This is a genomic window from Cyanobium sp. Maggiore-St4-Cus (assembly GCF_024345615.1).
Taxonomy (GTDB): Bacteria; Cyanobacteriota; Cyanobacteriia; order PCC-6307; family Cyanobiaceae; genus Cyanobium_A; species Cyanobium_A usitatum.
In genome coordinates this window covers 152,249-175,338 of record NZ_JAGQBL010000006.1, presented here as the reverse complement: position 1 = coordinate 175,338, position 23,090 = coordinate 152,249, and the positions used below count along the sequence as shown (strand labels likewise).

The window sequence follows — 23,090 nt, the reverse complement described above, 5'->3', positions numbered from 1 at the left end:
TAAAGCAGCCTGTGGGCGTTAGCTGCCCCGCTTCGATGTCCCGCCGCCGCCACACGATGGAGCTGCACTTGCCCGAGGGACACCGCCGGGCCCTGGAGGCGCATTGCCGTCGCACGGGCGAAAGCGCCAGCCACGTGCTGCGAGCGGCTCTGAGCGACTATCTCGACCTGGAGCACCACACCCTCTGGCAGGTATCCACCTCCACGGCCGTGGTGGAAGGGGTGTCCCAGGGCTGCCTGCGGGTAGGCGAGCTGGCCCGGCATGGCGATTTCGGCCTGGGCACCTTCGACCACCTCGATGGCGAAGGGGTGCTGCTGGAGGGCGAATGCTGGCAAGCCCGGGCCGATGGTTCCCTCAGCCGAGCCCCCGACGAGGAACTGACGCCCTTTTTTGTGGTGACCCATTTCCACAGCGACCAGCAGCACCAGTTCGAGCAGGTGACCAGCTGGGCAGACCTTTGCAACCGCCTCGACGCGTTGCGACCGAGCGACAACCTCTTCATGGCCATCCGCGTGCGCGGCATGCTGGATCGCATTGAGGTGCGAACCGTCAGCGCCGTGGAGACCGGCACGGAACTGGAGGCAGCCGCCACAGTCCAGACCGTGTTCGACCACCACAACCTCAGCGGCACCCTGGTGGGCTTCTGGTCGCCGAGTTACGTCAGCAGCCTGAATATCCCTGGCTATCACTTCCATTTCCTCAGCGACGATCGCCATTGCGGAGGCCATGTGCTCGAGAACGGCGCTGTGAAAGCGGGCCAGTTGACCGTGGATCTGCACCTGGAATCCGAGCTGCGGGTGGCTCTGCCCCAGACGCGCGACTTCCTCGAGGCTGACCTCAGCCGGGATCCCAGCGAAGCCCTGGCCCGGGCAGAAGCCAAAACCTTCTAAGGCCTGCCGGCTGCCAGGCTGGTGTTATGGAGTTTCCCACGACAATCCCGGCCCTACCCACTAGCCCTGAGGGCTTTCGCTCCGGCTTCGTGGCGCTGATCGGCCGGCCAAACGTGGGTAAATCCACCCTGCTCAACCAGCTGGTGGGCGAAAAGGTGGCGATCACCTCGCCCGTTGCCCAAACCACCCGCAACCGGCTGCGGGCGATCCTCACCACCGAAACAGCCCAGCTGGTGCTGCTAGATACGCCAGGCATCCACAAGCCCCACCACCTGCTGGGGGAGCGACTGGTGCAGAGCGCCCGCCGCGCCATCGGGGAAGTGGATGTGGTGCTGTTGCTGGTGGATGGCAGCGAGCCGGCTGGCCGGGGCGATGGCTTCATCGTGGAGATGTTGCAGCACTGCCGCGCACCTGTGCACCTAGCCCTCAACAAAAATGACCTGGTGGATCCGGCCCGGACCGAGGAGCTAGCCCAGAGCTACCGCGAGCTGGTGCCGGGCTGGCCCCTGCATCCGGTGAGCGCCTTGAACGGCGCGGGTACCAGCGAGTTGGTGGCAGCTCTCGCCGCCGACCTACCGGAGGGTCCCCACCTATACCCACCGGATGCGGTGAGCGATCAGCCCGAGCAGTTGCTGCTGGCGGAGTTGATCCGCGAGCAGGTTTTGCACCACACCCGCGAGGAGATTCCCCACTCGGTGGCGGTGCAGATCGAGCGCATCGTCGACGACGGGCCGCGCACCGCCGTGCTGGCCACGGTGTTGGTGGAGCGCAGCAGCCAGAAGGGGATCCTGATCGGCAAAGGGGGCCGCATGCTTAAGGAGATCGGCAGCGGCGCCCGCCAGCAGATGCAGAAATTGATCGACGGGCCGGTGTATCTGGAGCTGTTCGTGAAGGTGGTGCCCAATTGGCGCCGCAGCGCCGCGCGCTTGAGCGAACTGGGCTACCGGGGGGAGTAACACCTGCTTAGCCGCATTACCGGCTTAGCCGAAGCAATGCAAGTCGACCTCCACGACGCCAAAACCAATCTCTCCAGGTATGTCGAGCAAGCCCTCGATGGCGAGGATGTGGTGATTGCGAGTGCCGGCAAAGCCATGGTGCGGCTGGTGCCGGTAGATGAGGCTCCTCGCCGACGCGAGCTCGGCTTTCTTCAGGGGTCTGCGGTTCTGGACTGCGACCTCAAAGCCGAGCTGCTGCTCTAGCTGGCCATTGCCCCTGAGCGCATACCGGCAACGTTGCGTGGCACCCTCATGGACCGCCGCTTACCCATGCTGTGCAGCGAGGTGAGCCTCTGGGAACTGGGAATCGAGCCAGAACACTTTCTGGCGGTGCAGCATCTGCCCTGGATCCATCGCGACCTCCCCCTGCTTACAGCGGATCGAACCCTCCGCGGTTACGGCCACCAGGTGATCTGGATGGGCGACAGCGGGTCAGGCGGCTGAGAGAATCACGCCCATGAGCGAGCCCAGACCCAACACCGCCCCATTTCCTCCCGAAGAAATCGGATCCTTTCTGCGCTGTTGCGCCGGCGAATGGATGGGCCTGCGCAGCCAGTTCGCCCTCGGCGAGGTAAATGCCGGAGATGACGACGACGACGGCTGGCACACAAGCGACCGCGGCGAGCTGGTGGTGGCCTTTCTCGAGGCCGAGACCGCTGGTGGGGCGGGCGGCCTGCAAGTGGGCCAGAAAGATGCGGTGGCCCAGCAGCAGCTGCACTTCGACGCCCAAGGTGGCTTCCGCAGCGGCGAGCAGCAGGGCCGCTGGCAGCTCTGGCCCGACGGCAGCCTGGAGCTGGTGATCACAGGTGATGGTCGGGAGGTGCGCGAGCGAATCTGGTTCACCAAGCCCAATCTGAGGCTGCGCTCCACGGTCGAAACCAGCGCTGATGGCAGCCCCGGCCGGGCCAGCTTCAGCTCCGAGATCCGCCGGGTGAGCCGGCCCGTCGAGCCCGCGAGCTGAGCTAATGCGCCTTGATGTGGTGAGCCTGGCACCGGAGGCCTTTGCGCCGCTGCTGGATCTGGGGGTGATCGGCCGGGCCTTTGCTGCCGGCATCGCCGCGCTCCACACCCACAACCCCCGCGATTTCGCCACCGACAAATACCGCAAAGTCGACGACGAGCCCTACGGCGGCGGTGCCGGCATGGTGCTCAAACCAGAGCCGGTGTATGCCGCGGTGGAGGCGATTCCGGTGCTGCCGCGGCGGCGGGTGCTGCTGATGAGCCCCCAGGGCAGCCCGCTGCAGCAGGCCGATCTGCGCCGCTGGGCCAGCGGCTACGACCAGCTGGTGTTGATCTGCGGCCACTACGAAGGTTTCGATGAACGCATCCGCTCCCTAGCTGATGAGGAGGTGTCGATCGGCGACTTCGTGCTCACCGGTGGTGAGCTGCCGGCGGCGGTGATCATCAACGGCGTGGTGCGGCTGCTGCCCGGCACCGTGGGCACCCAGGCCTGCCTCGAGGAGGAGAGCCACAGCGCCCTGCTGCTCGAGCATCCCCACTACACCCGTCCCGCCAGCTTCCGGGAGCTGGAGGTGCCGGCGGTGCTGCGCAGCGGCGACCATGGCGCCATCGCCCGCTGGCGATTTGACCAGCAGCAGCAGCGCACCGCCGAACGCCGGCCGGATTTATTCGCGCGCTGGCAGGCGCAGCAACAGGTCCAGCAGTAGAAACAGCAAACTGGGCTAAGCCTCCGGTTGCCTTAACACCGATGCTGCTCAGCACCACCTCCAGCCTTGAAGGCCAGCCGATACGGCACTACCTGGGCCTGGTGCACGGCGAAACTATTTTGGGCGCCAATATCTTTCGCGACATCCTGGCCTCAATCCGGGACCTAATCGGCGGCCGGGCTAGGTCCTACGAGGTCACGCTGGAGCGGGCCCGAGAGATGGCCCTGCAGGAACTAGGCAGGCGCGCTCGATTGCTGGGCGCCGATGCGGTTGTGGGGGTGCGGGTGGACTACGAGGTGCTGGGACAGGCGGGTGGGATGTTGATGGCTTGCGCCATCGGCACTGCCGTAAAGCTCGAGGCTGCTGGGGATTGGGCTTCTGGGGATAGGGGCCTTCCACCGCCGCCGCTGCCGCCTCAGCTCTGACCCTGCTGCAGACCCCGCAACGCCGTGAGTAGGGCTGCCGGACTCTGGGGATCCACCATCAGCACACTGCCTCCAGGCGCATGGGCCATCTGCTCGCCCATGGCCATCCAGTCGCCGGCCAGAAGCAAACGCATCGCCTCGGCGGCCTGGGGGTTGGCCTGCATCGCCTCCGCCAGCCGACTGGCCGCATCGGCCCTGGCCTGGGCCAGCAGGGTCTGCTGCTTGGCCTGGGCTTCGGCATCCAGCAGCAGGGCTTCAGCCCGGCCCCGGGCCGCATTCACCTGGGAGTCGCGCTCCCCTTCCGAACGCAGGATCGCTGCCCGCTTCTCCCGCTCGGCTGTCATCTGCTGCTCCATCGCCTGCTGCACGCCCCGGGAGGGCTGGATATCGCGTAGCTCCACCCGTGTCACCTTCACACCCCAGGGATCGGTGGCCTGATCCAGCTCCTTCATCAGCACCTCATTCACCTCTTGGCGGGTGGTGAAGGTCTGGTCGAGGTCGAGCTTGCCCATCTCGGCGCGGATCTGGGTCAGCACCAGGTTCACCATTGCCGCCTGCAGATTGTCGACGGCGTAGTAGGCGCGGGCGTGTTCCAGCAACTGCCAGTACACCACCGCATCCACCTCGATGCCGACGTTGTCGCGGGTGATGCACTGCTGGGGCGGAATATCGAGCACCCGCTCCTTGAGCGATTCGTGGCTCACCACCTTCTCCAGCCCCGGCAGAACCAAGGAGAGGCCCGGCTGCAGCTGGCGGTCGTACTTGCCAAGGCGCTCCACCAGGCGCGACTGGCCGCCGCTGGTGACCTTGACGCTGCTAACTCCCAGCAGGGCCATCAGCACCAAGGCGGGCAGGGAGAGCAGAGCTTCCACGGCGGGAATCCGAGCTGGAGATGCCAACGCTAGTCAGCATGGGCGGGCTGAACCACCCACGCCCGCCGCGCCGCCATGGCTCCCGTGTCGCTCCTCTGGCTGCTGCTGGCCACCGGCCTGCTGCTGCTTGCCCTGGCGGGTGCTGAGGTGGATGGCCTGCTGCCGGCAGCGGTGGTGGCTCTGGTGTTGTCAGTGGCGACGGCCTGGTTACCCCTGCCGCCACTGCTGCAGCTAGGGCTACTGGCGGGTCTCACCGGCCTAGGGGTGCTGGGTCTGCGGCGCTGGTCAACGCGGCAGCGACATCGCAGCCTGCCGCCAGCGGAAACCGCCACGGTGCTCAGTGGCTTCAACGGCAGCGAAACGGGTCGGGTGCGCTGGCACGGCCAAAGCTGGAGCGCCGTCAACCTGGGCAGCAGCCAAGCTCTCAGCCCGGGTGCGGTCGTGACCGTGCTGGGCCGAGAGGGCAATCAGCTGCAGGTGCTGGGGCCTGGGTGAGATTGGGTCTTGGTGTAGATCCAGCCCTAGGGGAGACTGAGACCAAGCACCCCCACTCCATGCAACTGCGCATCGGCAACGGCTACGACATCCACCGGCTGGTGCCCGGTCGGGCCCTGATCCTGGGCGGCCAGCGGCTGGAGCATCCCGCCGGCCTGGGGCTTGATGGCCACAGCGATGCCGACGTGCTGGTGCACGCAATCATGGACGCCCTGCTGGGGGCTCTTTCCCTGGGTGACATCGGCCTCTATTTCCCCCCGGACGACCCGCAGTGGCAGGGGGCCGACAGCCTGGAGCTGCTGGAGCAGGTGGTGGCCCTGGTGATGGAGCGGGGTTGGAGCGTGGTGAATGTGGATTCAGTGTTAGTGGCCGAGCGGCCCAAGCTCAAGCCCCACATCGCCGAGATGCGTTCTGCCATCGCCTCCCGCATGGGGCTGGCAGCTGATCAGGTGGGTGTCAAGGCCACCACCAACGAGCAGCTGGGGGCTGAAGGCCGCGAAGAGGGCATCTCCTGCCACGCCGTGGTCCTGCTGCAAAAGCCGTGAGCCGCCTCTGGCAGTCCAGCTTTTCTAAGTTTGTGAGATCGATATTGCTTCTAGGGATGACCCTGGTGCTGCTCTCCAGCCAAGCCAGCCCGGTGCACGCGGCCTTTGCCGAGCCCGATGGCTCCTACGACGTGGTGGTGGTGGAACACCTGCGCCTTAAGGTCCCGGCCGAGGGCCGCCAGGCCTGGCTTGAGGCGGAACGGGGCAGCTGGGAACCATGGCTGGCCCAGCAGGAGGGCTTTCTCGATCGCCAGCTGCTCTGGGATCCCGTCACCGAGGAGGGCACCCTGCTGATCCGCTGGGTCGATCGCGAGCACTGGAAGGCGATTCCGCCGCAAGCGGTGCAGGCGGTGCAGGAGCGCTTCGAGCAGCTAGCCCAGGCGGCCACCGGCCAATCGCAAGGCAACCCCTTCCCGCTGGTGTTTGAAGGTGAGCTGCTGCCGGCATGAACCGCATCAGCGCAGACCAGGCCACCTACGTGCTCGGCAGCCCGGAGCATCGACTCGACCTTGGCCGCCGCCAGCGCCTGGGAATGGTGGAGGCGATCTGGGGCGAGCACAAAAGTGTCGAGCAGATCGCCCGGATCCTGGAGGAGCTGGATGGGGCAGGAGAGCTGGCGCTTGTGACCCGCGTCTCCCCTGAGAAAGCTGAAGCCGTGGCAGCACTGCTAGGGCCGGAGAGAGGGGAGGCCTGGCTTCTGCAGCACCATCCCCAGGCCCGCTGTCTCAGCGCCGGCCTCCTACCAAGCCCAGAATCAAGGCTGGGTCGGGTAGCGGTGCTAAGCGGCGGCACCAGCGATTTACCGGTGGCTGCCGAGGCCCAGCTGGCCCTGGCCTGCCATGGCATCGCTACCGAGCTGGTGCTGGATGTGGGCGTGGCGGGGCTGCACCGCCTGCTGGAGCGCCTCGAAGACCTGCGTCATGCCGATGTGCTGATCGCCTGCGCTGGTATGGAGGGAGCCCTGCCCACCGTGCTGGCCGGGCTGCTTCCCCAGCCGGTGATTGGAGTGCCAGTGGCTGTGGGCTACGGCGTAAGTGCCGGTGGCGTGGCAGCCCTGCACGGCATGTTGGCTAGTTGCGCCCCCGGGCTCACGGTGGTGAACATCGACAACGGTTATGGCGCCGCCATGGCAGCCCTGCGGATACTGGGCTGCGGGCTTGGGCGCTCAGCAGCCGGGACGCAGGGGAGTTGAACCGGGCTGCTCAATCTCGAGCACCGCTTGGATCCAGAGCTGCATTGAGCGGGGTAAGAGTCCCTGCTCGTAGCGCTCGATGGCCTGCAGCAGCACAGCTGTATTGACCCAGGTTGGCGAGCGACGCAGCATCAAACCAGCCGGCACTCAGCGCAGTTTGGGTAGCTAGCCAGGCAGGGGCAAGGGGAGAAGCAACGATCTCCCCTCGCCGTTTGGGACTCGAACCAGGACAACAGTCCTAGAGGTGTTGGAGCTGGGGGTAGGCCGTCAGCAATTCTTCGGTGCTCAGCACTTCACCGGCCCCTTCAGGCTGCCAGATCACCTCGATCGCCAGCAGATCAGCGGCGCCGACGGCACCGAGCTGCTGCAGCGAATCACGCACCTGGTCGGCACTGCCCGAACCCTTAAGAGCAAGCCGGCTGCGGCTTGCTACCAGCAGGGTGACGGCGATGAAATCGCTACTGGCATCGCTATCACCTGCAGCCACGCTGTCATCGCTAAAGCGCTTGCCGCCCACATTGGTGGTGACCTCCCGCTGCAACTTGCTGCGCTCAGTCATCGAGAGGCGATTGAAGGTTGATTCGGCACTACCAAAAGGAACCTGACCCACCTCTGAATTGGCATAGACCCAGAGGTCGGGGTGGCGCAGCAGGGCCAAGGTGGTCTCTTGAAGCAGGGCTTGGAGGCCCGCCGCATGGCTGGTGTCAGCGCTGCCAGCTAGACGGCGCAGATCGGTTTGAAGCTGGCGGGCCGATGCCAGCAGCCCAACCTGCAACTGGCTGATCGTGACGGGGCCATCGGGACGGCCGCCGCCCACCAGATCGCCGGGGCTGCCGGAAATTGCTGGCCCCTGGCCGCCGCCACCGCCACCTCGCACCGCGTTGAGCAACAGACCTCCCACGGCCATCAGCACAAGGAAACCGAACAGGCCGCCACCACCAAAACCAAACATTGGAATCAGGAAGGGAAAGCCAATGCCCCCTCCCCCGTAGCCACCGCGGTAGCCGCTGTTGTAGCCACCACCTCCTCCGTAGCCACCACCGCCATAGCTCCTTGGCATCGAGGGGGCCGAGCGGAAGCTGCCGCCACCGATGCGGCCGCCACTGGCGGCCCAGCTGGGGCTGGGGTGCACCACCAACAGGCTCAGGGCCAACATCGGCACGGCCAACAAGCTGAAACAGCGCCGCAAAACCAAACGGGTTGAAAGCGCCAAGGCGCTGAAAGCAATTGGTCGAAATCTAGGAACCACCGCCCACAATGGTGACCACCTCCAGCACATCGGATTCCACCACCGGCTGGGCGGGCCAGAGCTGTCTGGGCAAAATCGTGCCGTTGAACTCCACCACCACCAAGCGGGGTTTGTAGCCCAGTTCCAGCAGGGCCTGCTCCAAATTGAGCCCGTCTGAGCAAACTCGCTGATCGCCGTTTACCTGCAGGGTGATCACAGAGCCGGCGCCTCAAGTGCTGCCAGCAGCTCGGCGGTGGCGGCAGCCGGATCAACCGCCTCGGTGATCGCCCGCACCACCGCAATCCGCTGGGCTCCAGCAGCCCGCACCGCCGCCACCTTGCTGGCCTCCAGCCCGCCGATGGCAAAGAAGGGGATCGGACTAGCCGCCGCGGCCTGGCGTACGTAATCGAGCCCCACCGGCTCCCGGCCGGGCTTGGTGGGGGTGGCTTCCACCGGGCCGACTCCCAGGTAGTCGCAGCCATCGCTGACCGCCTGCTGCAGCTGGTCCAGGGCATGGGTGCTGCGGCCAATCAACCGATCGGGGCCCAGCAGCTGGCGCGCCACCGCCGGCGGCAGATCCCCCTGGCCCAGGTGCACCCCGTCGGCCTCCACCGCCAGGGCAATATCAATTCGATCATTCACCAAAAACAGGGCGCCATGGGCGGCGCAGAGTTGGCGCAGGGCCCGGGCCTGGCTGAGTTTTTGCAGGTCATCGAGACCGGCGGCCTCCTTGGCGCGGTATTGCACCAGGCGTACCCCGGCCCCCAGGGCGGCGGCCACCACCCCCTCCAGGTCGGGCACTGGCGAGGTAACTAAATAAAGGCGGCAGCTAGCCAGCAGCTCTCGGCGGCCCGCCCCGCCCGCAGCGGCCAGACGACAGGCCTGCAACAAATCCACTTCCAGGTCGTAGAGCAGATAGCGCAGAGCTGAGGCCTCCTCCGCCAGCAGGGGATCGCTGCTGCGCCCAAATTCCTCCAGCACCCGCAAAGCCTCCTGCACCCGGCCGGCGTTGGCACCCACCACGGCGCTGGGGCTAGATCGCTCCGCTTGGGCCGGATGGCCGAGGCCCGCGGCCGGATCGGTGGCGGTGTGGCGCGCGAACTTGTAGGCATCGCGATGCAACCTGCCCAGCCGCTGGCGCATGTCCTTGGTGCGCACCACCAAATCGCCCCGATCGAGGCCAAAGCGGGCCCAATCTTCCAGCACCCGCAAGCCCTCCCGAGCCCGATCGAGGTTGGCATCAAGCAGCCGGTCGCGAGCTGGGCTGGAGGAGCTGTCTAGGGTGGGATCCATCACACAGGGGCCAATGGCAGGCGAGCCAGGCAATCCAAATCGGGCCAATACCGACAGCCCGATGCTGGTGCTGATTTCAGGGATTCTGCTGCTCGGCGGGATCGCCACCTTCATTGGCTGGGGTCTCACCCACGCCTATCCCGGCGCATAAGGCACGAGCCAGCTGGGCATCGGCCGCAATCTGGGCTGCTAACTGCTCAAAGCTGGCGAAGGTTTGCTGGCGGCGCAGCAGTTGCAGCGGCTCCACCACCAGCTCCAATCCCTCAAGCTCCAGCTGCCGATCGAGCAGGTGCACCTCCACCGCCGAGGGAGCCGTGGGATCCACCGTGGGCTGGGGGCCGAGGTTCATGACCGCCGGCAACATGGCCCCACCTTCCACAGACGCGGTCGCTGCATAAACCCCCTCCAGCGGCAAAAACTTACGGCCATCCACCTGCAGGTTGGCGGTGGGCCAACCGAGTTGCTTACCAAGCCCGCGACCACGCACCACTAGCCCGCTGAAGCGATAAGGACGCTCCAGCAAGCGGCGGGCTTCCGCCAGATCTCCGGCCCCTAGGGCCCGGCGGATGCGGCTGCTGCTCACCCGCTCCTCGCCATCCCAGAGCATCGGCAGCACCTGCACCTCGATGCCGTGACGGGCACCAATCACCGCCAGGGCCTGACTGTCGCCACTTCGGCCGGCCCCGAAGCGGAAGTTGTCACCGACGGCGACCCGCTGGGCCGCCAGCTGGCCCACGAGCACCTGCTCCACGAAGGCCTCGGGGCTGAGGGCGGCCAGCTCCCGGCTGAAGGGCACCAGCACCAGCTGCTCAATGCCCAGGGGCTCCAGCAGATGCAGCTTTTCAGCGGGCAGGTCGAGCCGCAAGCGCGCCTCGCCGTGCAGCACCTCGCGGGGATGGGGCCAAAAGCTCACCACCGTGGGAATCGCCGCCGCTTCGTTGCCAGCCGCAGCAGTAACCGCCGCGATGACGCGGCGATGGCCCTGATGCAGGCCATCAAAGCTGCCGAGGGCGATGGCCGTGGGGCGCAGGGCCTCCTGGGGGGATCGCAGGGGTATCAACGCTACGGAACCCAAAGGCAACGGGAGCCAAATCGATTCTCCCATGGCACCTTTGGGTCACCCATCTGGATGGCTGAATGGCTGACCGCCTCGACCTGCAGCTAATCGCCGCGGCATTGCGGCGCCTGGGCTGGATTCGGCTCTGGTCCCAGGTGGTGCTGGGGGTGGTGGTGGTTGGGGTGCTGCTTTTCAACAACATCGGCGGCCGCCTGGCGGCCAATTCAGCCCGCGCCCTCGGCCTGGGGCCTGGCATCTCGCTCACCACCATCGCCTTCCTGCTGCTGCTCTGGTGCATCTGGCAGAGCTGGCTGGTGGTGCGCTGCGGCCGGGCCCTGAATTCGCCGGTGCGGCCCAGCAAGGGTGAAACCTCGCGGCTGATCAAGCGGGGCGTGCTGGCCGACCTGGCCGGCATCACCCTGGCGGTGCTGGGCTATCAGTCGCTGGCGGGCAGCCTGTTCGTGCAGGCCTCCCAACAGGTGCCCGGCTTCTTTGGTGCCCAAATCCAGGCGGCCCCTGGCGTGGCTGGTCGAGTGATCGGTCTACCGATCACCTCGATCGAAATGCTGGCCGTACTGGGCAACACCCAGGTGCTGTTTGCCCACCTGATCGGGCTCTGGATCAGCCTCTGGCTGCTGCAGCGGGTTTACCGCACAGCCTGATTATCGGCCGCTCACCAAACCGGCAGATCAGCCGTGCGGCCTCGCCAAAAAATATCCGGTTGGAGCGGCGTCAGGGAGACACCACCGGCATTGATCTGGGCCACATCGGTGGGCCAGGCCGCCGGCCCCGACACCTGGGCCTCCAGATCGTTGACCACTTCCCCCGCCAGCCAGTAGTAGCTGCGGCCGCGGGGGTCTACCCGCTGCTCGAACTGGTCGGTGTAGCGGCGCACCGCTGAATTGCACCAGCGCAGCGCTCCAATCGCCTCTGCCGGCCGGGGCGGCACATTGAGATTGAGCAACATGTTGCTGGGCCAACCCTCCGCCAGCATCCGCTCAGCCACATCGAGGGCGAGGCGTGCCGCTGGCGCAAATTGGCGCCATTGAAAGTCGGCACTACTTACTGCCAGGGCGGGAAGGCCCTCAATCGTGCCCTCCATCGCCGCACTCACCGTGCCGGAATACAGCACATCTGTGCCCAGGTTGGGGCCGTGGTTGATGCCGGAGAGCACCAGATCCGGCCACTCATCCAGCAAAGAAAACAGGGCGAGCTTGACGCAGTCCGAGGGGGTGCCGCTGCAGGCCCAGGCCTGGACGCCATCATCGAACAACTCATCAGCCCGCTCCGCCCGAATAGGGGTCTGCAGGGTGAGACCGTGGCCCGTAGCGGAGCGCTCCTGGTCAGGACACACCACACTCACCTGGTGGCCGCGGGCCAGGGCCGCATTGGCCAGAGTTCGAATGCCTTCAGCGAAGACCCCGTCGTCGTTGCTGATCAGGATCTTGAGCGGTGCCATCGGGCCTAACGCCATTTAGCCGCAAGGTAACTGGGGCGGCTCCTTACAGTCAGCAATCCCTCCGCCCCTGCCGTGAGCGCCACCGTTTCCCTGCAGCAGCTCACCGACCAGCTCCAGGCGCTGGAAAGCCAGGCTGCAGCAGAGATCTCCACCGCCAGCACCGCTGCTGAACTGGAAGAACTTCGAGTGGGACTGCTCGGCAAGAAGGGGCGCCTTTCTGGCGTGCTCGGCGCCATGGGCAAGCTGCCTGGCGATGAGCGGCCCCTGATCGGCCAAAGGGCCAACGTGCTCAAAGAGCAGGTGCAGGCGCTCCTTGGCGAGCGGCTTACGGCAGTGAAAAGCGCAGCCATGGCCGAGCGTCTCGCCGGCGAAACCATTGACGTCACTGCGGCCTGCAGCTTCACGCCGCCGGGCCACCGCCACCCCTTAATCAGCACGATCGAAGAGATCGTCGACATCTTTGCCGGCCTGGGATATCGGGTGTCGGAGGGGCCTGAGATCGAGAGCGATTACTACAACTTCACGGCCCTCAACATTCCCGAGCATCACCCCGCCCGGGACATGCAGGACACCTTTTATCTGGGCGATAGCCAACTGCTGCGCACCCACACCTCGCCGGTGCAGATCCGCTACCTGGAGAACAACCCACCGCCAGTGCGGGTTATCGCCCCAGGGCGGGTGTATCGCCGCGACGCCGTGGATGCCACCCACTCGCCCGTGTTCCACCAGGTGGAGGTGCTGGCGATTGATGAGGGGTTGGACTTCAGCCACCTGCGCGGCACCGTCACGGCCTTTCTGCAACAGTTCTTCGGCGACCTACCGGTGCGCTTTCGGGCCAGCTACTTCCCCTTCACCGAACCCAGCGCCGAGGTGGATGTGCAGTGGCGTGGCCGCTGGCTGGAGGTGATGGGCTGCGGCATGGTCGACCCCGCCGTGCTCACCGGTATGGGCCTTGATCCAGAGCGCTGGAGCGGCTTTGCCGCTGGCCTGGGCGTCGAGCGCTTCTGCATGGTGCGCCACGGCATCGACGACATTCGCCGGCTCTACACCAGCGACCTGCGCTTCCTGGAGCAATTTTAGTTGGGCGGTTTGATTGGAGCCCCATAAACTCGGACAGCCCCTCGCTTCCCGATCGGTGCCCCGCGTCGGACTGATCGTGAATGACGGCAAGGACCTCGCCCTGTCCACCGCCGACGCCATCGAGGCGCGTTTTACGGCGGCCGGCTACGGCGTGGTACGGGTTAGTAGCTCCGGCGGCATGGTGGGTTTCGCCAACCCCGACCAGCACCTGCGCACCCGGGGCTATGCGGCCTGCGTGCCGGCCGGCTTCGACCGGGATCTAAGCCTGGCGGTGGTGCTGGGCGGCGACGGCACCGTGCTTTCAGCCGCCCGTCAAACGGCTCCGGTTGGCGTCCCGATCCTCACCATCAATACGGGCCATCTGGGCTTTCTGGCGGAGGCCTACCTGCACCAGCTGGAGGGGGCCCTGGAGCAGGTGCTCTCCGGCGAGTGGACGGTGGAGGAGCGCACGATGCTGATCGTCAGCGTGATGCGCGGCGAGCAGCGGCGCTGGGAGGTGCTCTGCCTCAACGAAATGGCCTTGCACCGCGAGCCGCTCACCTCGATGTGCCACTTCGAAATCGCCATCGGCCGCCATGCGCCGGTCGATATCGCCGCCGACGGGGTGATCCTTGCCACTCCCACCGGCTCCACCGCCTACGCCCTCAGCGCCGGCGGACCGGTGATCACCCCCGACTGCCCGGTGCTGCAACTCACGCCGATCGCACCCCATTCGCTGGCTTCGCGCGCCCTGGTGTTCAGCGACCGCGAGCCGGTGACGGTGTTTCCCGCCACGCCCGAGCGACTGATGATGGTGGTGGATGGCAGCGCTGGTTGTTACATCTGGCCGGAGGATCGAATCCTGGTACGCCGCAGCGAGCAGCCCGTGCGCTTTGTGCGGCTGGCCGACCACGAGTTTTTCCAGGTGCTGCGCAACAAATTGGGTTGGGGCCTGCCCCACGTGGCCAAGCCCGGCAACGGCACGGCGCCATGAACGATTCCCACATCCTGCTGCTGGGCCCGGAAGCCGAGGCCCTGGCGCCACGGCTGGAGGCTTCCGGCTACTCGTGCTGCAGGGAGCCTGTGCCGGCTGGGGCAACCCCAGATGCGGTGCTGCTTTCCAGCGGCGATTCGGGCCGCATCGCCTCCCTGCGAGAACAGTGGGGCCCCATCCCCGTGCTGCTGGATGTGGGCGACGACACGGTGGAGGCGCGGGTCCACTGCCTCAGCTCAGGAGCAGACGACTTCTGGCTTTCGAGCCTCGGCCCCAGCGACCTGCTGATGCGGCTGCGATTGCATCTAGATCTCACAAGCCGCGCCAATGTGCCGGCCCAGCTACTGCAGGTGGGCGACCTGGTGCTGAATCCCAGCACCCGCCAAGTGAAACGGGGAGCGCGGCCCGTGGGCCTGACGGCCAGGGAATACCAGCTGCTGCTGCTGCTGCTGGAGCGCAAGGGCACTGTGGTGAGCCGGGAGTTGATCCTGCGCCAGGTATGGAACGACGAGCAGGCCAGCAACAGCAGCAGCAACGTGATTGAGGTCTATGTGCGCTACCTGCGCCAGAAGCTGGAGGAGGGCGGCGAACGACGGCTGATCCACACGATCCGCGGTCAGGGCTATTGCCTGAGCGAGCGGCTGCCCCAGCTGGAGGCCCGCGAATGAGCGCCAGACGCGGCTGGGGGCTAGCCCTACCTGGGGTGGCTGCCCTGCTGTGCGGCTTCACGCCGCCGCCCCAATGGCTGCCGATCACGGCCCGCTGGTGCCTGGCGCCTGATCGCTGTATCGCCCTGGAGGTGGCCGACACCCCCGAAAAGCAGAGCAAGGGCCTGCAGCTGCGGCCGGCGCTAGCGCCATTGCGGGGCATGTGGTTCCCCTACAACCCGCCGTCGCTGGCGCGCTTCTGGATGCACCGCACCCCCGAACCCCTCGACATGTTGTTTGTGCAGGGCGGCCGGGTGGTGGCGATCGAAGCCCACACCAAACCCTGCCTGCACCTGCCCTGCCGCAGCTACGGCCCTGATCAGGAGGTGGACGGCGTGCTGGAGCTTGCCGCCGGCCAGGCCGCAGCCCATGTCATCCAGGTGGGCACGGCGGTGCGGCTAGAGGCGCTAGGAGGCCAGGCGGCACCCTGAGCTACAGCCGGTAGCCATCCTGATGACCAGAATGGGAAACATCCAAGCCGGGGATCCCATGCCCGCCACCGCACCACAGCCCCAGGGCCGTTGCCCAGAGCGCCTGCGGGCCATCGGCGAGCGCATCCGGCGGCGACGGAAGGCGCTTGGTATCAGTGCGATGGCCACCGCGGCAGCAGGCGGGATCTCCAGGGTGACGCTGCACCGCATCGAGACGGGCGCAACGTCGGTGACGGTGGGGGCCCTGATGAATGTGCTCGATGCCCTCGATCTGTCCCTGGGCCAGTTGGAGGGTCCGGAGGATGCCGAAGCTGGAGCACCAACCGCAACCAGAGCGGAGACGATCGAGCTAGCTGCCTATCCCCTGCTGCAGCAACTGGCCTGGCATGTCCAAGGCAGCGGCAGTCTGAACGCATCGGAAGCAGCCTCTCTCTATGCACGCCAGCGCAGGCGACTGGATCTGGAGCCGCTGCAGCCAAACGAGCGCCAGCTGATCGCCGCGCTGAATCTCACCATCCCGGAAGCTGATGTTCCGGCTTGAGCACCACCGGCGGATCGCCAGCCTGCTGGACCAGCTCAATGCGGAGCTCCTGCAGCAGCACCACTGCCTGTTCGGCGGCGGCACGGCCATTGCCCTGCGCTACGGGGAGTTCCGCCAGTCGGTATATGTGGATCTGCTCGTCTCAGACCGGCAGGGCTACCGGGAATTGCGGCAGCTGATCCGGCGGGACAACAGCCTGAGGGCACTTTGGAAGGATCCCCAAAACCCCCTCGAGGAGAGCCGCGAACCGCTCACAGACCAATACGGCATCCGGGCAGGCGTGGTGGTGGCGGGGGTGGCCATCAAGCTGGAAATCGTGCTGGAGGGCCGAGTCAGCCTGGAGATGCCCAGCGAAGAAAACGCGATCTGCGGCATTTCCTCCCTCACGCTGAACGACCTCATCTGCAGCAAGCTGCTGGCCAATTCCGACCGCTGGAACGACGACGGAGTCTTCAACCGTGATCTGATCGATCTGGTCCACATACCCCTGACCCAAACCATCTGGCAGCGGGCGCTGGCCAAGGCGGAAGAGGCTTATGGCGATGCAGTCCGCACCGATCTGGGCAAGGCCCTAGAGCGGCTGCAGCAGCGTGAAGGCTGGCTGGAGCGCTGCCGTCAGGTGCTGGCTATCCAGGCCCCACGGGCCGCGCTGTGGCAGCGCTTGCTCAACCTGCAGCGGCTGGCAGCCGCCCCTTCAGTACCAGCACGGGATTAAGCGGCGCCAAGCGGGTGCCATCGGCGAGGGGGGCACCGCGCCAGGCCTGGTGCTGGGCCAGCGCCACCTGGCAGCCCGCCTGCTCCAGCAGCGGCCGCAACTCCGCCAAAGCTTCCAGCGTGGCCAGGGGGATCACCACCACCCCGCCAGGCCGCAGCCGCTGCAGCACCGCAGCCAGCACCGCCGCGCGCTCGCGGCCACCTCCGCCGATCAGCACCCGATCCGGATCGGGTAGCTCCGCCAGGGCCTCGGGGGCCCGGCCCTCGTGAATCCCCTCCGGCCGCACCCCCAGCCGCTGGGCATTTTCGGAGATCAGCGCCGCTGAGCCACCCCGCGCCTCCAAGGCCCAGAGCGCCAGGCCAGGCCGCAGCCGCAGCGCCTCTAGCCCCACCGAACCCACGCCGGCGCCGATATCCCAGAACACGCCGCACTCGGGCAGCTCCAGATCGGCCAGCAGCTGAATGCGCACCTCCCGCTTGGTCATCAAGCCGGGGCGGTCGTCGTGCTGGAGGAACAGGCCGTCTTCAAGGCCAAACAGGGGTAGGGCGGCGGGATCAGCCGGGGGCGCCGGCGGCTCAGCGATCAGCAGCACTAGGTGCAGCGGATCGAAGTCGATCGGCAGCGGTGCCCCGGGGACCAGCCGCTGCAGCCGCTCCGCCGGATGGCCCAGGCGCTCGCACAGCCAGAAGGAGTAGGCCGCCTCCAGGCCAGAGGCCGCCAGGATCCGCCGCACCTCCTCGGCGCCGCCGCGGCCCGGGTCGGTGAGCACCGCCAAGGCAGGTGGTCGCTTCTGCAAGGCGGCGGCCAGGGGTTCGGGGTCGCGGCCGTGCAGGCTGATCCAGCTGGCGTCCTGCCAGGGGCGACCGAGGCGGGCAAAGGCCAGCTGCAGCGAGCAGGGGGCGGGATGAAAGCGCAGCTGGGCGGCCGGAAAGCGCTGCAGCAGCAGGCGGCCGATGCCAAACCAAAGCGGGTCGCCACTAGCGAGCAGCACCGCCGGCCGGCCGGCTGCCAGGGCCTGCTCCAGCGGGCCGAAAATCTGCTCGGGCCGATCACTGGCCAGGAGCTGGGGGCAGGGGTTCCCCGCCGGGATGCGGCCGGCCCCCTGTTCCTCCCGCCACCAGGGGCCAAGCTCCGCCAGCAAGCGCTGGGGGGCAAGCAGCAGCTGGGCAGCTCGCACCAAGGCGAGGCTGGGGGCCGGCAGCGCAGCCACCCCCCCGGCATCGGTGCCGACCACCTCCAACACGGCCTGCTGAGCCAGGGCGCCCCACGGTCACTGCAGCCATGATGGCCGGCCTGTGCCACCGGACCCAGCCATGAGCGACCGCCGCCAGCGCATCCACGACCTAGTGCTGGCCCTGCTGGCCCAGCAAAAAGACCTGGAACTGCTGGCCGGCGACGGCACGGGCCTGCCCAGCGGCGATCCCGGCAATTGGATCGAACGCAACCGCCGCGTGGTGCAGCGCTACCAAGCCCTGGTGCGCTCGGCCGTGACCCTCGACGCCCTAGTGGACCAGGAGGTGAATGGGGGTTTCCAGGCGCAAGCGGCCCCAGCCCACCAGGAGCCCTGAAGACTCTGCTCAGCCTTGGGGCCGCTGCAGTGGCTCGTCAACCCTGGTGAGCACGGCTGCGGCGATAGAGCACTTGCCCCACCCGCGCAATGTGGTCCAGCAGCGCTGGATGGTTGATCGAACTCAGGCAGGAGAGATCGACGATCCAGGGGAGGAGCAAATCATCCAGATCGGCATCGATGCGGGCCAGGGTCCCGGAGCTGAGTGCGGGGCCCACCAGGGTGAGATCGATGTCGGATGCAGGCCGATGGCGACCCAGAGCCCTTGAGCCATAAAGAATGGCTTCCTCCACCTCGGGATAGGCAGCCAGTACCTCTTGAATGGCCGTCAGGGCCGTCTCAGTGAGGCCGAAGAGCTGCGGCTTTGCGGTGAGAGCTTCTGGGCTCATGGCCTGCTCTCGTCGTGCAGAGCAGCGAAGCGATCGCGAAGGCTGCAGAACGCTGGTTTGAAGCGGTGGATCACGGCGTGAGCAATCACCTGGGCCTGCTCAAGGTTGTAGGTGTGCGACGACTGATTACGAGCCTTGATCATCTCCATCCAGGTATCGCCGTTACTGATCAGGCCATTGCGAAACGCAATCCTGGTTGCATCCCGGGAACCAGTGATGGCCTCAATCCCCTGATATTGCAGATAATCCTTGAGAAGGTTCCAGGCCAGCTCATGGGTGAATTCGAAGCCCTGAATCAAACCCTGCTGCTCCAGCTCGCTCAGATCCCGCTCCAGGGCCAGCTGCACGCCGCGCTCCAGCACCATCAGGGCGCGCTGGAAGTTTTCAAACCGTTGGATCCAGCGAATGTCAGGCTCAGCCATGGGGTCAGGTTAGGAAGAACCGCCACCAGGGCCATCCCCATTGGGATAGCGGCTACTTAGCAGCTGCGCAAGTTCTCCTTCAGCGGCGGGCATCCTGCAGTAGCGATCCGTTTGATCGACTGGGCCACATGCTGACGGTCAACCGGATCGCGGTAGTGGAGGGGCAACTGACCACCGCCGCCCGCGGCCGCAGGAGTTGCAATCTCGCCCAGAACGCAAGATCAATCACAACTCAGATCAGACCAGACCAGACAAGTCCAGCAAACCTACCAACCGGGAAAGCAACGGTGTAAGCAAATCGTGCTGTGATCAGCCTCGACGCCAAAATCCGCGCATACTGACCTCAGAATCTGACTTATGAAAGCCCAAGTCATGAAAGTGACTGTTGAACTTTCGGATACTGAGATGACCGAAATCCTGGAGCTCACCGGCGAGCGCAAGAAGGGGCCCGCCATCCGCCGCCTGATGGAGGAGGCCCTGCAGCAGCACCGTCGCGCCCAGATCGCTCAGCGATTTCTCAGCGGCGAATGGGGCGTGCAGCTGGAGAGCTACGAGGCCGACCAGGAGCGCGAGCGCCAACGGAACCAGGAGTTCGCTCCATGACCCTGCTGCTCGACACCAGCCTGTGGATCGACTTCACCCGTTCCCGGAGCCCGGCCACCCTCAAACAGTTCATTGCGCCCTTCGTGCTCGACCCTGAGGCCCACCTGGCGGAACCGGTGCGTTTTGAGATGCTGCGTTCAGCCCGTCCAGACGAAACCCGCCAACTGACAGCCCAGTTCGCCACCCTGCCCACGCTCTCCACTCCTGCAGATCTGTGGCAGCGGGCGATCGACCTGGGCCAGGCCTGCCGCCAGATCGGTCAGACGGTTCTCAGCCTCGACCTCCTGGTGGCCGCCGTGGCTCTGCACCACAACGCGGTGTTAGTGAGTTTCGATGCCGATTTCGAAGCCATCGCCTCGGTGAGTGAGCTGCGCCTGCAGCGCCTTGAACGCCCTGCCTGACCCATTCGAGGCCTTTACATTCATCTAGCCATCGCATCTTCCTGCCATCTTCTGCTCACACCACTTCCGTTAGAGCCCCTGCAGGAAGACCAGTCCAAGCCGCCAGCGACCTCTGACAAGCTGGACGAACCTTTTTTGGCCCCATGGCGCGCTTCGGCCTTTCAGCCCTCACATCGCTGCTGAAGGGCAACGGGGCTCCCACCGCTGGCAGCAGTAGCTGGAGCCGGGCCTTTGGCCTGGGTTGGGAGCAGCCCTACACGGTGCGTTATGCCAGCAACCTCGACGACGGCCCGAACCACGGCATGCCCCTGGGGGGCTTCGGCGCGGGCTGCATCGGCCGCGCCCCCGATGGCTCCTTCAACCTCTGGCACCTCGATGGCGGCGAGCATTGGTTTGGCAACTTGCCCGACTGCCAGTTCGCCCTGTTTGAAAGCGACGGCGACCGGAGCCGCGCCCATGCCCTGGCGGTGAAGCCAGAGGTGGATGCCTCCAGGCCCGCAGCCGGCGAACCCCTGAGCGCCTGGAGCTGGTATCCCGCCAGTAGCGACAAGGAGCGCACCGGCACCTACGCCGCCCGCTACCCGATCAGCAGCACCCAGTACACGGGTGTGTTCCAAGCCGAGGTGAGCTGCGAAGCCTTCAGTCCGATCCTGCCGGGCGACTACCAGCGCACCAGCTACCCGGTGGCGGTGTTCGTCTGGACCCTCACCAACCCCACCAACCGGCCCCTCGACCTCTCCCTGCTGCTGAGCTGGCGCAACACCACGGGCTGGTTCACCAACACAGATCCCACAGCAGCAGTCACGTTTCGAGATGACGGCAGCCCGGAGCACAACTACGTGCCCGCGATCGGCCGCAGCAAGGGCCACCGCAACACCTGGGTGGAGCAACCGGGGCTCAAGGGGGTGCTGCTTGATGGTGAGCGCGCCACCCCCCTCGCCGAGGGCCAGGGCCAGTGGTGCATAGCCACCGCCGACCACCTGGAAGTGCAGCGCTGCAGCCGTTGGGATCCCAGCGGCAGTGGCGCTGAGTTGTGGGAACCCTTCGCCCGCGACGGCTCGATTCCTGATAGCAACAACGACCGCCGCAGTGGCGATAGCGACCCTGCCAGCGCCGCCCTGGCGGTGAAGTGCTGTCTGGAGCCGGGAGCCAGCATCGAAATCCCTCTGGTTATCAGCTGGGACCTGCCGGTTACGGCCTTCGCCACCGGCAGCCGCGCCCTGCGCCGCTACAGCGATTTTTTTGGCGGAGAGGCCGGCGGCGATAGCGGCACCAGCGCCGCCGCCATCGCCGCCGAGGCTCTGCGCGACTGGCGCGACTGGCGCGCCCAGATCGAGGCCTGGCAAAAGCCTGTGCTGGAGCGCAGCGATCTGCCCGAACCGCTGCGGATGGCCCTGTTCAACGAGCTCTACGACCTAGCCAGTGGCGGCAGCCTCTGGACCGCCGCTGCTGCAGGCGATCCGGTGGGTCAATTTGGCGTGCTCGAGTGCCTCGACTACGCCTGGTACGAAAGCCTGGACGTGCGGCTTTATGGCTCCTTTGCCCTGCTGCAGCTCTGGCCCGAGCTCGACAAGGCCGTGCTGCGCAGTTTCGCCCGCGCCATCCCCGCTGCCGACGCCACGCTGCGGCCGATCGGCTGGTATTTCACCCAGGGCAAGGGCCGGGTGGAGGCCGCCCGCAAACTGGCCGGTGCCACCCCCCACGATCTGGGTGCCCCCAACGAGCGGCCGTTTGAGGCCACCAATTACACCGCCTATCAAGACTGCAATCTCTGGAAAGACCTGGCCAGCGACTATGTGCTGCAGGTGTGGCGCACCTACAAGCTCGCCCCCAACGGCCCAGACCTTGGCTTCCTGGCCGAGTGCTGGCCGGCAGCTATCCAGGCCCTCACCTACCTCAAAACTTTCGACGTCAACAACGACGGCCTGCCCGACAACGGCGGAGCCCCCGACCAGACCTTCGACGACTGGCCGCTCAAGGGCGTCAGTGCCTACTGCGGCGCCCTCTGGATCGCTGCCCTGGAGGCGGGTCTAGCGATCGCCCAGCAGCTGCAACTGGAGCTAGGGCTAGACACCAGTGGCGAACAGCGCCAACTGGGGGGCTGGCTGGAGCAGTCGCGCGCCAACTTCGACCTGCTGCTCTGGAACGGCGAGTTTTACAAAATCGATGCCGAGAGCGGCACGCCGGTGGTGATGGCAGACCAGCTCTGTGGCGACTTCTACGCCCGCCTGCTGGGACTGCCCGCCGTGGTGGCTGATGAGCGCGCCAACAGTGCGCTCAAAGCAATTAAAGAGTCGTGCTTTGAGGGTTTCCAGGGCGGGCGGCTCGGCGTGGCCAATGGCCTGCGCCGCGATGGCACCCCGCTCGATCCCAACGGCACCCATCCCCTTGAGGTGTGGACCGGCATCAACTTCGGCCTGGCGGCCTACTACCGCCTGATGGGAGAAACCAGCACGGCCTTTGCCATCACCGGCGCCGTGGTGGAGCAGGTGTACAGCGGCGGCCTGCAGTTCCGCACCCCCGAGGCGATCACTGGCGTGAACACCTTCCGCGCCTGCCACTACCTGCGCGCCATGGCGATCTGGGCCCTGTGGGCCACCCACACCAACTGGCAAGCGATTCCAGGCGCCGAGCGCCAGCCATGAAACTCCTCCTTTCCCTGCTGCTGGCCTCCTTGCTGGCGCTAGGGCTCTGGCTGGGCCTCCCCACACCGGCCCAGGCCCTAGTGCACGCCCACAACGATGAGAACGGCACCCCGGTGGTGCGCAGCCTCGAGAGCCTGCGGGACCTCGACTACCAGAGCTGGCAGGTGGTGGCTTATCGCGAAGGCCCCCCAGGCGGCCCCCTGAAGCTGCGCATCGTGGGCTATCCCGGCAAGGTGCGGCTAGATCACCCCACCTCCCTGCAGGTGCGCAGCGGCCACTTCAGCTGGGAGCTGGCCGATGTGACCCTGGCCAATCCCCAGCTGGCGGGTGATGGCCGCGCCGCCGCCGCCGAGTTTGATCTGGCCCCCCTGCTGGCCGACCTGCACCAAGACCGGCCGCTGCGCCTGGTGCTGCCGGGGGTGTTTGTGGAGCTGCCGGTGCCGCCATTTGTGGTGGCGGAATGGCGCAGCCTGCCCAGCGCTGCTGGATGAGCCAGTG

33 protein-coding genes are annotated in these 23,090 nt (G+C 66.5%); 23 read left to right on the top strand and 10 right to left on the bottom strand.

Translation table 11 applies throughout. From position 1 onward, the window contains the following. Window positions 1–35 precede the first annotated feature (35 nt). Genes budA through KBY99_RS07840 form a run of 7 tightly spaced genes read left to right on the top strand, consistent with a single transcriptional unit; the run spans window position 36 to window position 3,977 of the window. The gene (budA, locus tag KBY99_RS07870) at window positions 36–890 is read left to right on the top strand and encodes an acetolactate decarboxylase (RefSeq protein ID WP_254942140.1); all 855 of its coding nucleotides are present in this window, start codon (window positions 36–38) and stop codon (window positions 888–890) included. 26 nt (window positions 891–916) lie between these two features. Next, a complete protein-coding gene (era, locus tag KBY99_RS07865; RefSeq protein WP_254942139.1) occupies window positions 917–1,846 on the top strand; it encodes a GTPase Era in 930 nt (309 codons plus the stop codon). A gap of 36 nt (window positions 1,847–1,882) precedes the next feature. Then, window positions 1,883–2,089: a type II toxin-antitoxin system Phd/YefM family antitoxin gene (locus KBY99_RS07860; RefSeq protein ID WP_254998385.1), complete on the top strand. Its 207-nt coding sequence runs from the start codon at window positions 1,883–1,885 to the stop codon at window positions 2,087–2,089. 33 nt (window positions 2,090–2,122) lie between these two features. After that, window positions 2,123–2,329 (top strand): hypothetical protein, encoded by a 207-nt coding sequence (locus KBY99_RS07855; protein WP_254998384.1) that lies wholly within the window; start codon window positions 2,123–2,125, stop codon window positions 2,327–2,329. 13 nt (window positions 2,330–2,342) lie between these two features. Next, window positions 2,343–2,846, top strand: a complete 504-nt coding sequence (locus KBY99_RS07850) for a phycobiliprotein lyase (RefSeq protein ID WP_254998383.1) — start codon at window positions 2,343–2,345, stop codon at window positions 2,844–2,846. Window positions 2,847–2,850: 4 nt separating this feature from the next. Beyond that, window positions 2,851–3,552 (top strand): tRNA (guanosine(37)-N1)-methyltransferase TrmD, encoded by a 702-nt coding sequence (gene trmD, locus KBY99_RS07845; RefSeq protein ID WP_254998381.1) that lies wholly within the window; start codon window positions 2,851–2,853, stop codon window positions 3,550–3,552. 41 nt (window positions 3,553–3,593) lie between these two features. Then, entirely contained in the window at window positions 3,594–3,977 is a 384-nt protein-coding gene (locus tag KBY99_RS07840) for a heavy metal-binding domain-containing protein (RefSeq protein ID WP_254998380.1), read from the top strand. On the opposite strand, the gene KBY99_RS07835 is transcribed toward KBY99_RS07840, so the two are convergent. Further along, on the bottom strand, window positions 3,968–4,849 hold the full coding sequence (locus KBY99_RS07835; protein WP_254998423.1) for an SPFH domain-containing protein: 882 nt from the start codon (window positions 4,847–4,849) through the stop codon (window positions 3,968–3,970). The genes KBY99_RS07840 and KBY99_RS07835 overlap by 10 nt on opposite strands. A 75-nt stretch (window positions 4,850–4,924) precedes the next feature. Between KBY99_RS07835 and KBY99_RS07830 the strand changes: the two genes are divergently transcribed. Genes KBY99_RS07830 through larB form a run of 4 tightly spaced genes read left to right on the top strand, consistent with a single transcriptional unit; the run spans window position 4,925 to window position 7,081 of the window. Further along, a complete protein-coding gene (locus tag KBY99_RS07830; protein WP_254998378.1) occupies window positions 4,925–5,344 on the top strand; it encodes an NfeD family protein in 420 nt (139 codons plus the stop codon). A 59-nt stretch (window positions 5,345–5,403) separates the two neighbouring features. Next, window positions 5,404–5,889 carry a 2-C-methyl-D-erythritol 2,4-cyclodiphosphate synthase gene (ispF, locus tag KBY99_RS07825; protein ID WP_254998377.1) on the top strand — a complete coding sequence of 162 codons (486 nt, stop codon included), beginning with the start codon at window positions 5,404–5,406 and terminating at the stop codon, window positions 5,887–5,889. 56 nt (window positions 5,890–5,945) lie between these two features. Beyond that, window positions 5,946–6,338 carry a TIGR03792 family protein gene (locus tag KBY99_RS07820; protein ID WP_254998376.1) on the top strand — a complete coding sequence of 131 codons (393 nt, stop codon included), beginning with the start codon at window positions 5,946–5,948 and terminating at the stop codon, window positions 6,336–6,338. Beyond that, complete coding sequence (gene larB / locus KBY99_RS07815) at window positions 6,335–7,081, top strand: nickel pincer cofactor biosynthesis protein LarB (protein ID WP_254998375.1); 747 nt, start codon at window positions 6,335–6,337, stop codon at window positions 7,079–7,081. The genes KBY99_RS07820 and larB overlap by 4 nt, the downstream gene beginning before the upstream one ends. Here larB and KBY99_RS07810 read toward each other — a convergent pair. The 5 genes from KBY99_RS07810 to KBY99_RS07790 all read right to left on the bottom strand — a co-directional run bounded on the left by KBY99_RS07810 (window position 7,055) and on the right by KBY99_RS07790 (window position 10,662). Further along, entirely contained in the window at window positions 7,055–7,213 is a 159-nt protein-coding gene (locus KBY99_RS07810; protein ID WP_254937779.1) for a hypothetical protein, read from the bottom strand. The genes larB and KBY99_RS07810 overlap by 27 nt on opposite strands. 106 nt (window positions 7,214–7,319) lie before the next feature. After that, window positions 7,320–8,237, bottom strand: coding sequence for a DUF1517 domain-containing protein (locus tag KBY99_RS07805; RefSeq protein ID WP_254998421.1), 918 nt, complete (start codon window positions 8,235–8,237; stop codon window positions 7,320–7,322). Window positions 8,238–8,319: 82 nt separating this feature from the next. After that, complete coding sequence (thiS, locus tag KBY99_RS07800) at window positions 8,320–8,523, bottom strand: sulfur carrier protein ThiS (protein WP_254998420.1); 204 nt, start codon at window positions 8,521–8,523, stop codon at window positions 8,320–8,322. Continuing rightward, window positions 8,523–9,602, bottom strand: coding sequence for a thiamine phosphate synthase (locus tag KBY99_RS07795; protein ID WP_254942839.1), 1,080 nt, complete (start codon window positions 9,600–9,602; stop codon window positions 8,523–8,525). The genes thiS and KBY99_RS07795 overlap by 1 nt, the downstream gene beginning before the upstream one ends. A 76-nt stretch (window positions 9,603–9,678) precedes the next feature. Next, window positions 9,679–10,662 (bottom strand): bifunctional riboflavin kinase/FAD synthetase, encoded by a 984-nt coding sequence (locus KBY99_RS07790; RefSeq protein WP_409996548.1) that lies wholly within the window; start codon window positions 10,660–10,662, stop codon window positions 9,679–9,681. Window positions 10,663–10,739: 77 nt separating this feature from the next. On the opposite strand from KBY99_RS07790, the gene KBY99_RS07785 reads away from it, so the two are divergent. Further along, window positions 10,740–11,321, top strand: a complete 582-nt coding sequence (locus KBY99_RS07785; RefSeq protein ID WP_254998372.1) for a DUF3611 family protein — start codon at window positions 10,740–10,742, stop codon at window positions 11,319–11,321. 11 nt (window positions 11,322–11,332) lie between these two features. On the opposite strand, the gene surE is transcribed toward KBY99_RS07785, so the two are convergent. Beyond that, window positions 11,333–12,118, bottom strand: a complete 786-nt coding sequence (gene surE / locus KBY99_RS07780; RefSeq protein WP_254998418.1) for a 5'/3'-nucleotidase SurE — start codon at window positions 12,116–12,118, stop codon at window positions 11,333–11,335. A gap of 72 nt (window positions 12,119–12,190) precedes the next feature. Between surE and pheS the strand changes: the two genes are divergently transcribed. Genes pheS through KBY99_RS07750 form a run of 6 tightly spaced genes read left to right on the top strand, consistent with a single transcriptional unit; the run spans window position 12,191 to window position 16,565 of the window. Then, entirely contained in the window at window positions 12,191–13,198 is a 1,008-nt protein-coding gene (gene pheS / locus KBY99_RS07775) for a phenylalanine--tRNA ligase subunit alpha (protein WP_106502230.1), read from the top strand. 55 nt (window positions 13,199–13,253) lie between these two features. Further along, entirely contained in the window at window positions 13,254–14,171 is a 918-nt protein-coding gene (locus KBY99_RS07770; protein ID WP_254959720.1) for an NAD(+) kinase, read from the top strand. Beyond that, the gene (locus tag KBY99_RS07765; RefSeq protein ID WP_254942835.1) at window positions 14,168–14,839 is read left to right on the top strand and encodes a winged-helix domain-containing protein; all 672 of its coding nucleotides are present in this window, start codon (window positions 14,168–14,170) and stop codon (window positions 14,837–14,839) included. The genes KBY99_RS07770 and KBY99_RS07765 overlap by 4 nt, the downstream gene beginning before the upstream one ends. After that, entirely contained in the window at window positions 14,836–15,309 is a 474-nt protein-coding gene (locus KBY99_RS07760) for a DUF192 domain-containing protein (protein ID WP_254998371.1), read from the top strand. Before KBY99_RS07765 ends, KBY99_RS07760 begins: the two co-directional genes overlap by 4 nt. A gap of 58 nt (window positions 15,310–15,367) precedes the next feature. Then, entirely contained in the window at window positions 15,368–15,850 is a 483-nt protein-coding gene (locus tag KBY99_RS07755) for a helix-turn-helix domain-containing protein (protein ID WP_254998370.1), read from the top strand. Further along, a complete protein-coding gene (locus KBY99_RS07750) occupies window positions 15,837–16,565 on the top strand; it encodes a nucleotidyl transferase AbiEii/AbiGii toxin family protein (RefSeq protein WP_254998369.1) in 729 nt (242 codons plus the stop codon). Before KBY99_RS07755 ends, KBY99_RS07750 begins: the two co-directional genes overlap by 14 nt. Here KBY99_RS07750 and cbiE read toward each other — a convergent pair. Further along, on the bottom strand, window positions 16,516–17,808 hold the full coding sequence (gene cbiE, locus KBY99_RS07745; RefSeq protein WP_254998368.1) for a precorrin-6y C5,15-methyltransferase (decarboxylating) subunit CbiE: 1,293 nt from the start codon (window positions 17,806–17,808) through the stop codon (window positions 16,516–16,518). The two genes, KBY99_RS07750 and cbiE, sit on opposite strands and share 50 nt — an antisense overlap. A gap of 70 nt (window positions 17,809–17,878) precedes the next feature. On the opposite strand from cbiE, the gene KBY99_RS07740 reads away from it, so the two are divergent. Next, a complete protein-coding gene (locus KBY99_RS07740; protein WP_254998366.1) occupies window positions 17,879–18,133 on the top strand; it encodes a hypothetical protein in 255 nt (84 codons plus the stop codon). Window positions 18,134–18,170: 37 nt separating this feature from the next. Here the strand turns inward: KBY99_RS07740 and KBY99_RS07735 are convergent, their stop codons facing one another. Both KBY99_RS07735 and KBY99_RS07730 read right to left on the bottom strand, forming a co-directional pair. After that, complete coding sequence (locus KBY99_RS07735) at window positions 18,171–18,521, bottom strand: nucleotidyltransferase family protein (RefSeq protein WP_254998365.1); 351 nt, start codon at window positions 18,519–18,521, stop codon at window positions 18,171–18,173. Continuing rightward, entirely contained in the window at window positions 18,518–18,943 is a 426-nt protein-coding gene (locus KBY99_RS07730) for a nucleotidyltransferase substrate binding protein (protein WP_254998363.1), read from the bottom strand. Before KBY99_RS07730 ends, KBY99_RS07735 begins: the two co-directional genes overlap by 4 nt. 372 nt (window positions 18,944–19,315) lie before the next feature. Between KBY99_RS07730 and KBY99_RS07725 the strand changes: the two genes are divergently transcribed. From KBY99_RS07725 to KBY99_RS07710, 4 genes are all read left to right on the top strand, one after another. After that, complete coding sequence (locus tag KBY99_RS07725) at window positions 19,316–19,546, top strand: hypothetical protein (RefSeq protein WP_254998362.1); 231 nt, start codon at window positions 19,316–19,318, stop codon at window positions 19,544–19,546. After that, window positions 19,543–19,947 carry a PIN domain nuclease gene (locus KBY99_RS07720; protein ID WP_254998360.1) on the top strand — a complete coding sequence of 135 codons (405 nt, stop codon included), beginning with the start codon at window positions 19,543–19,545 and terminating at the stop codon, window positions 19,945–19,947. Before KBY99_RS07725 ends, KBY99_RS07720 begins: the two co-directional genes overlap by 4 nt. 143 nt (window positions 19,948–20,090) lie before the next feature. Beyond that, window positions 20,091–22,592: a GH116 family glycosyl hydrolase gene (locus KBY99_RS07715; RefSeq protein ID WP_254998358.1), complete on the top strand. Its 2,502-nt coding sequence runs from the start codon at window positions 20,091–20,093 to the stop codon at window positions 22,590–22,592. Beyond that, window positions 22,589–23,083, top strand: a complete 495-nt coding sequence (locus KBY99_RS07710; protein WP_254998356.1) for a DUF3122 domain-containing protein — start codon at window positions 22,589–22,591, stop codon at window positions 23,081–23,083. The genes KBY99_RS07715 and KBY99_RS07710 overlap by 4 nt, the downstream gene beginning before the upstream one ends. Window positions 23,084–23,090 lie beyond the last annotated feature (7 nt).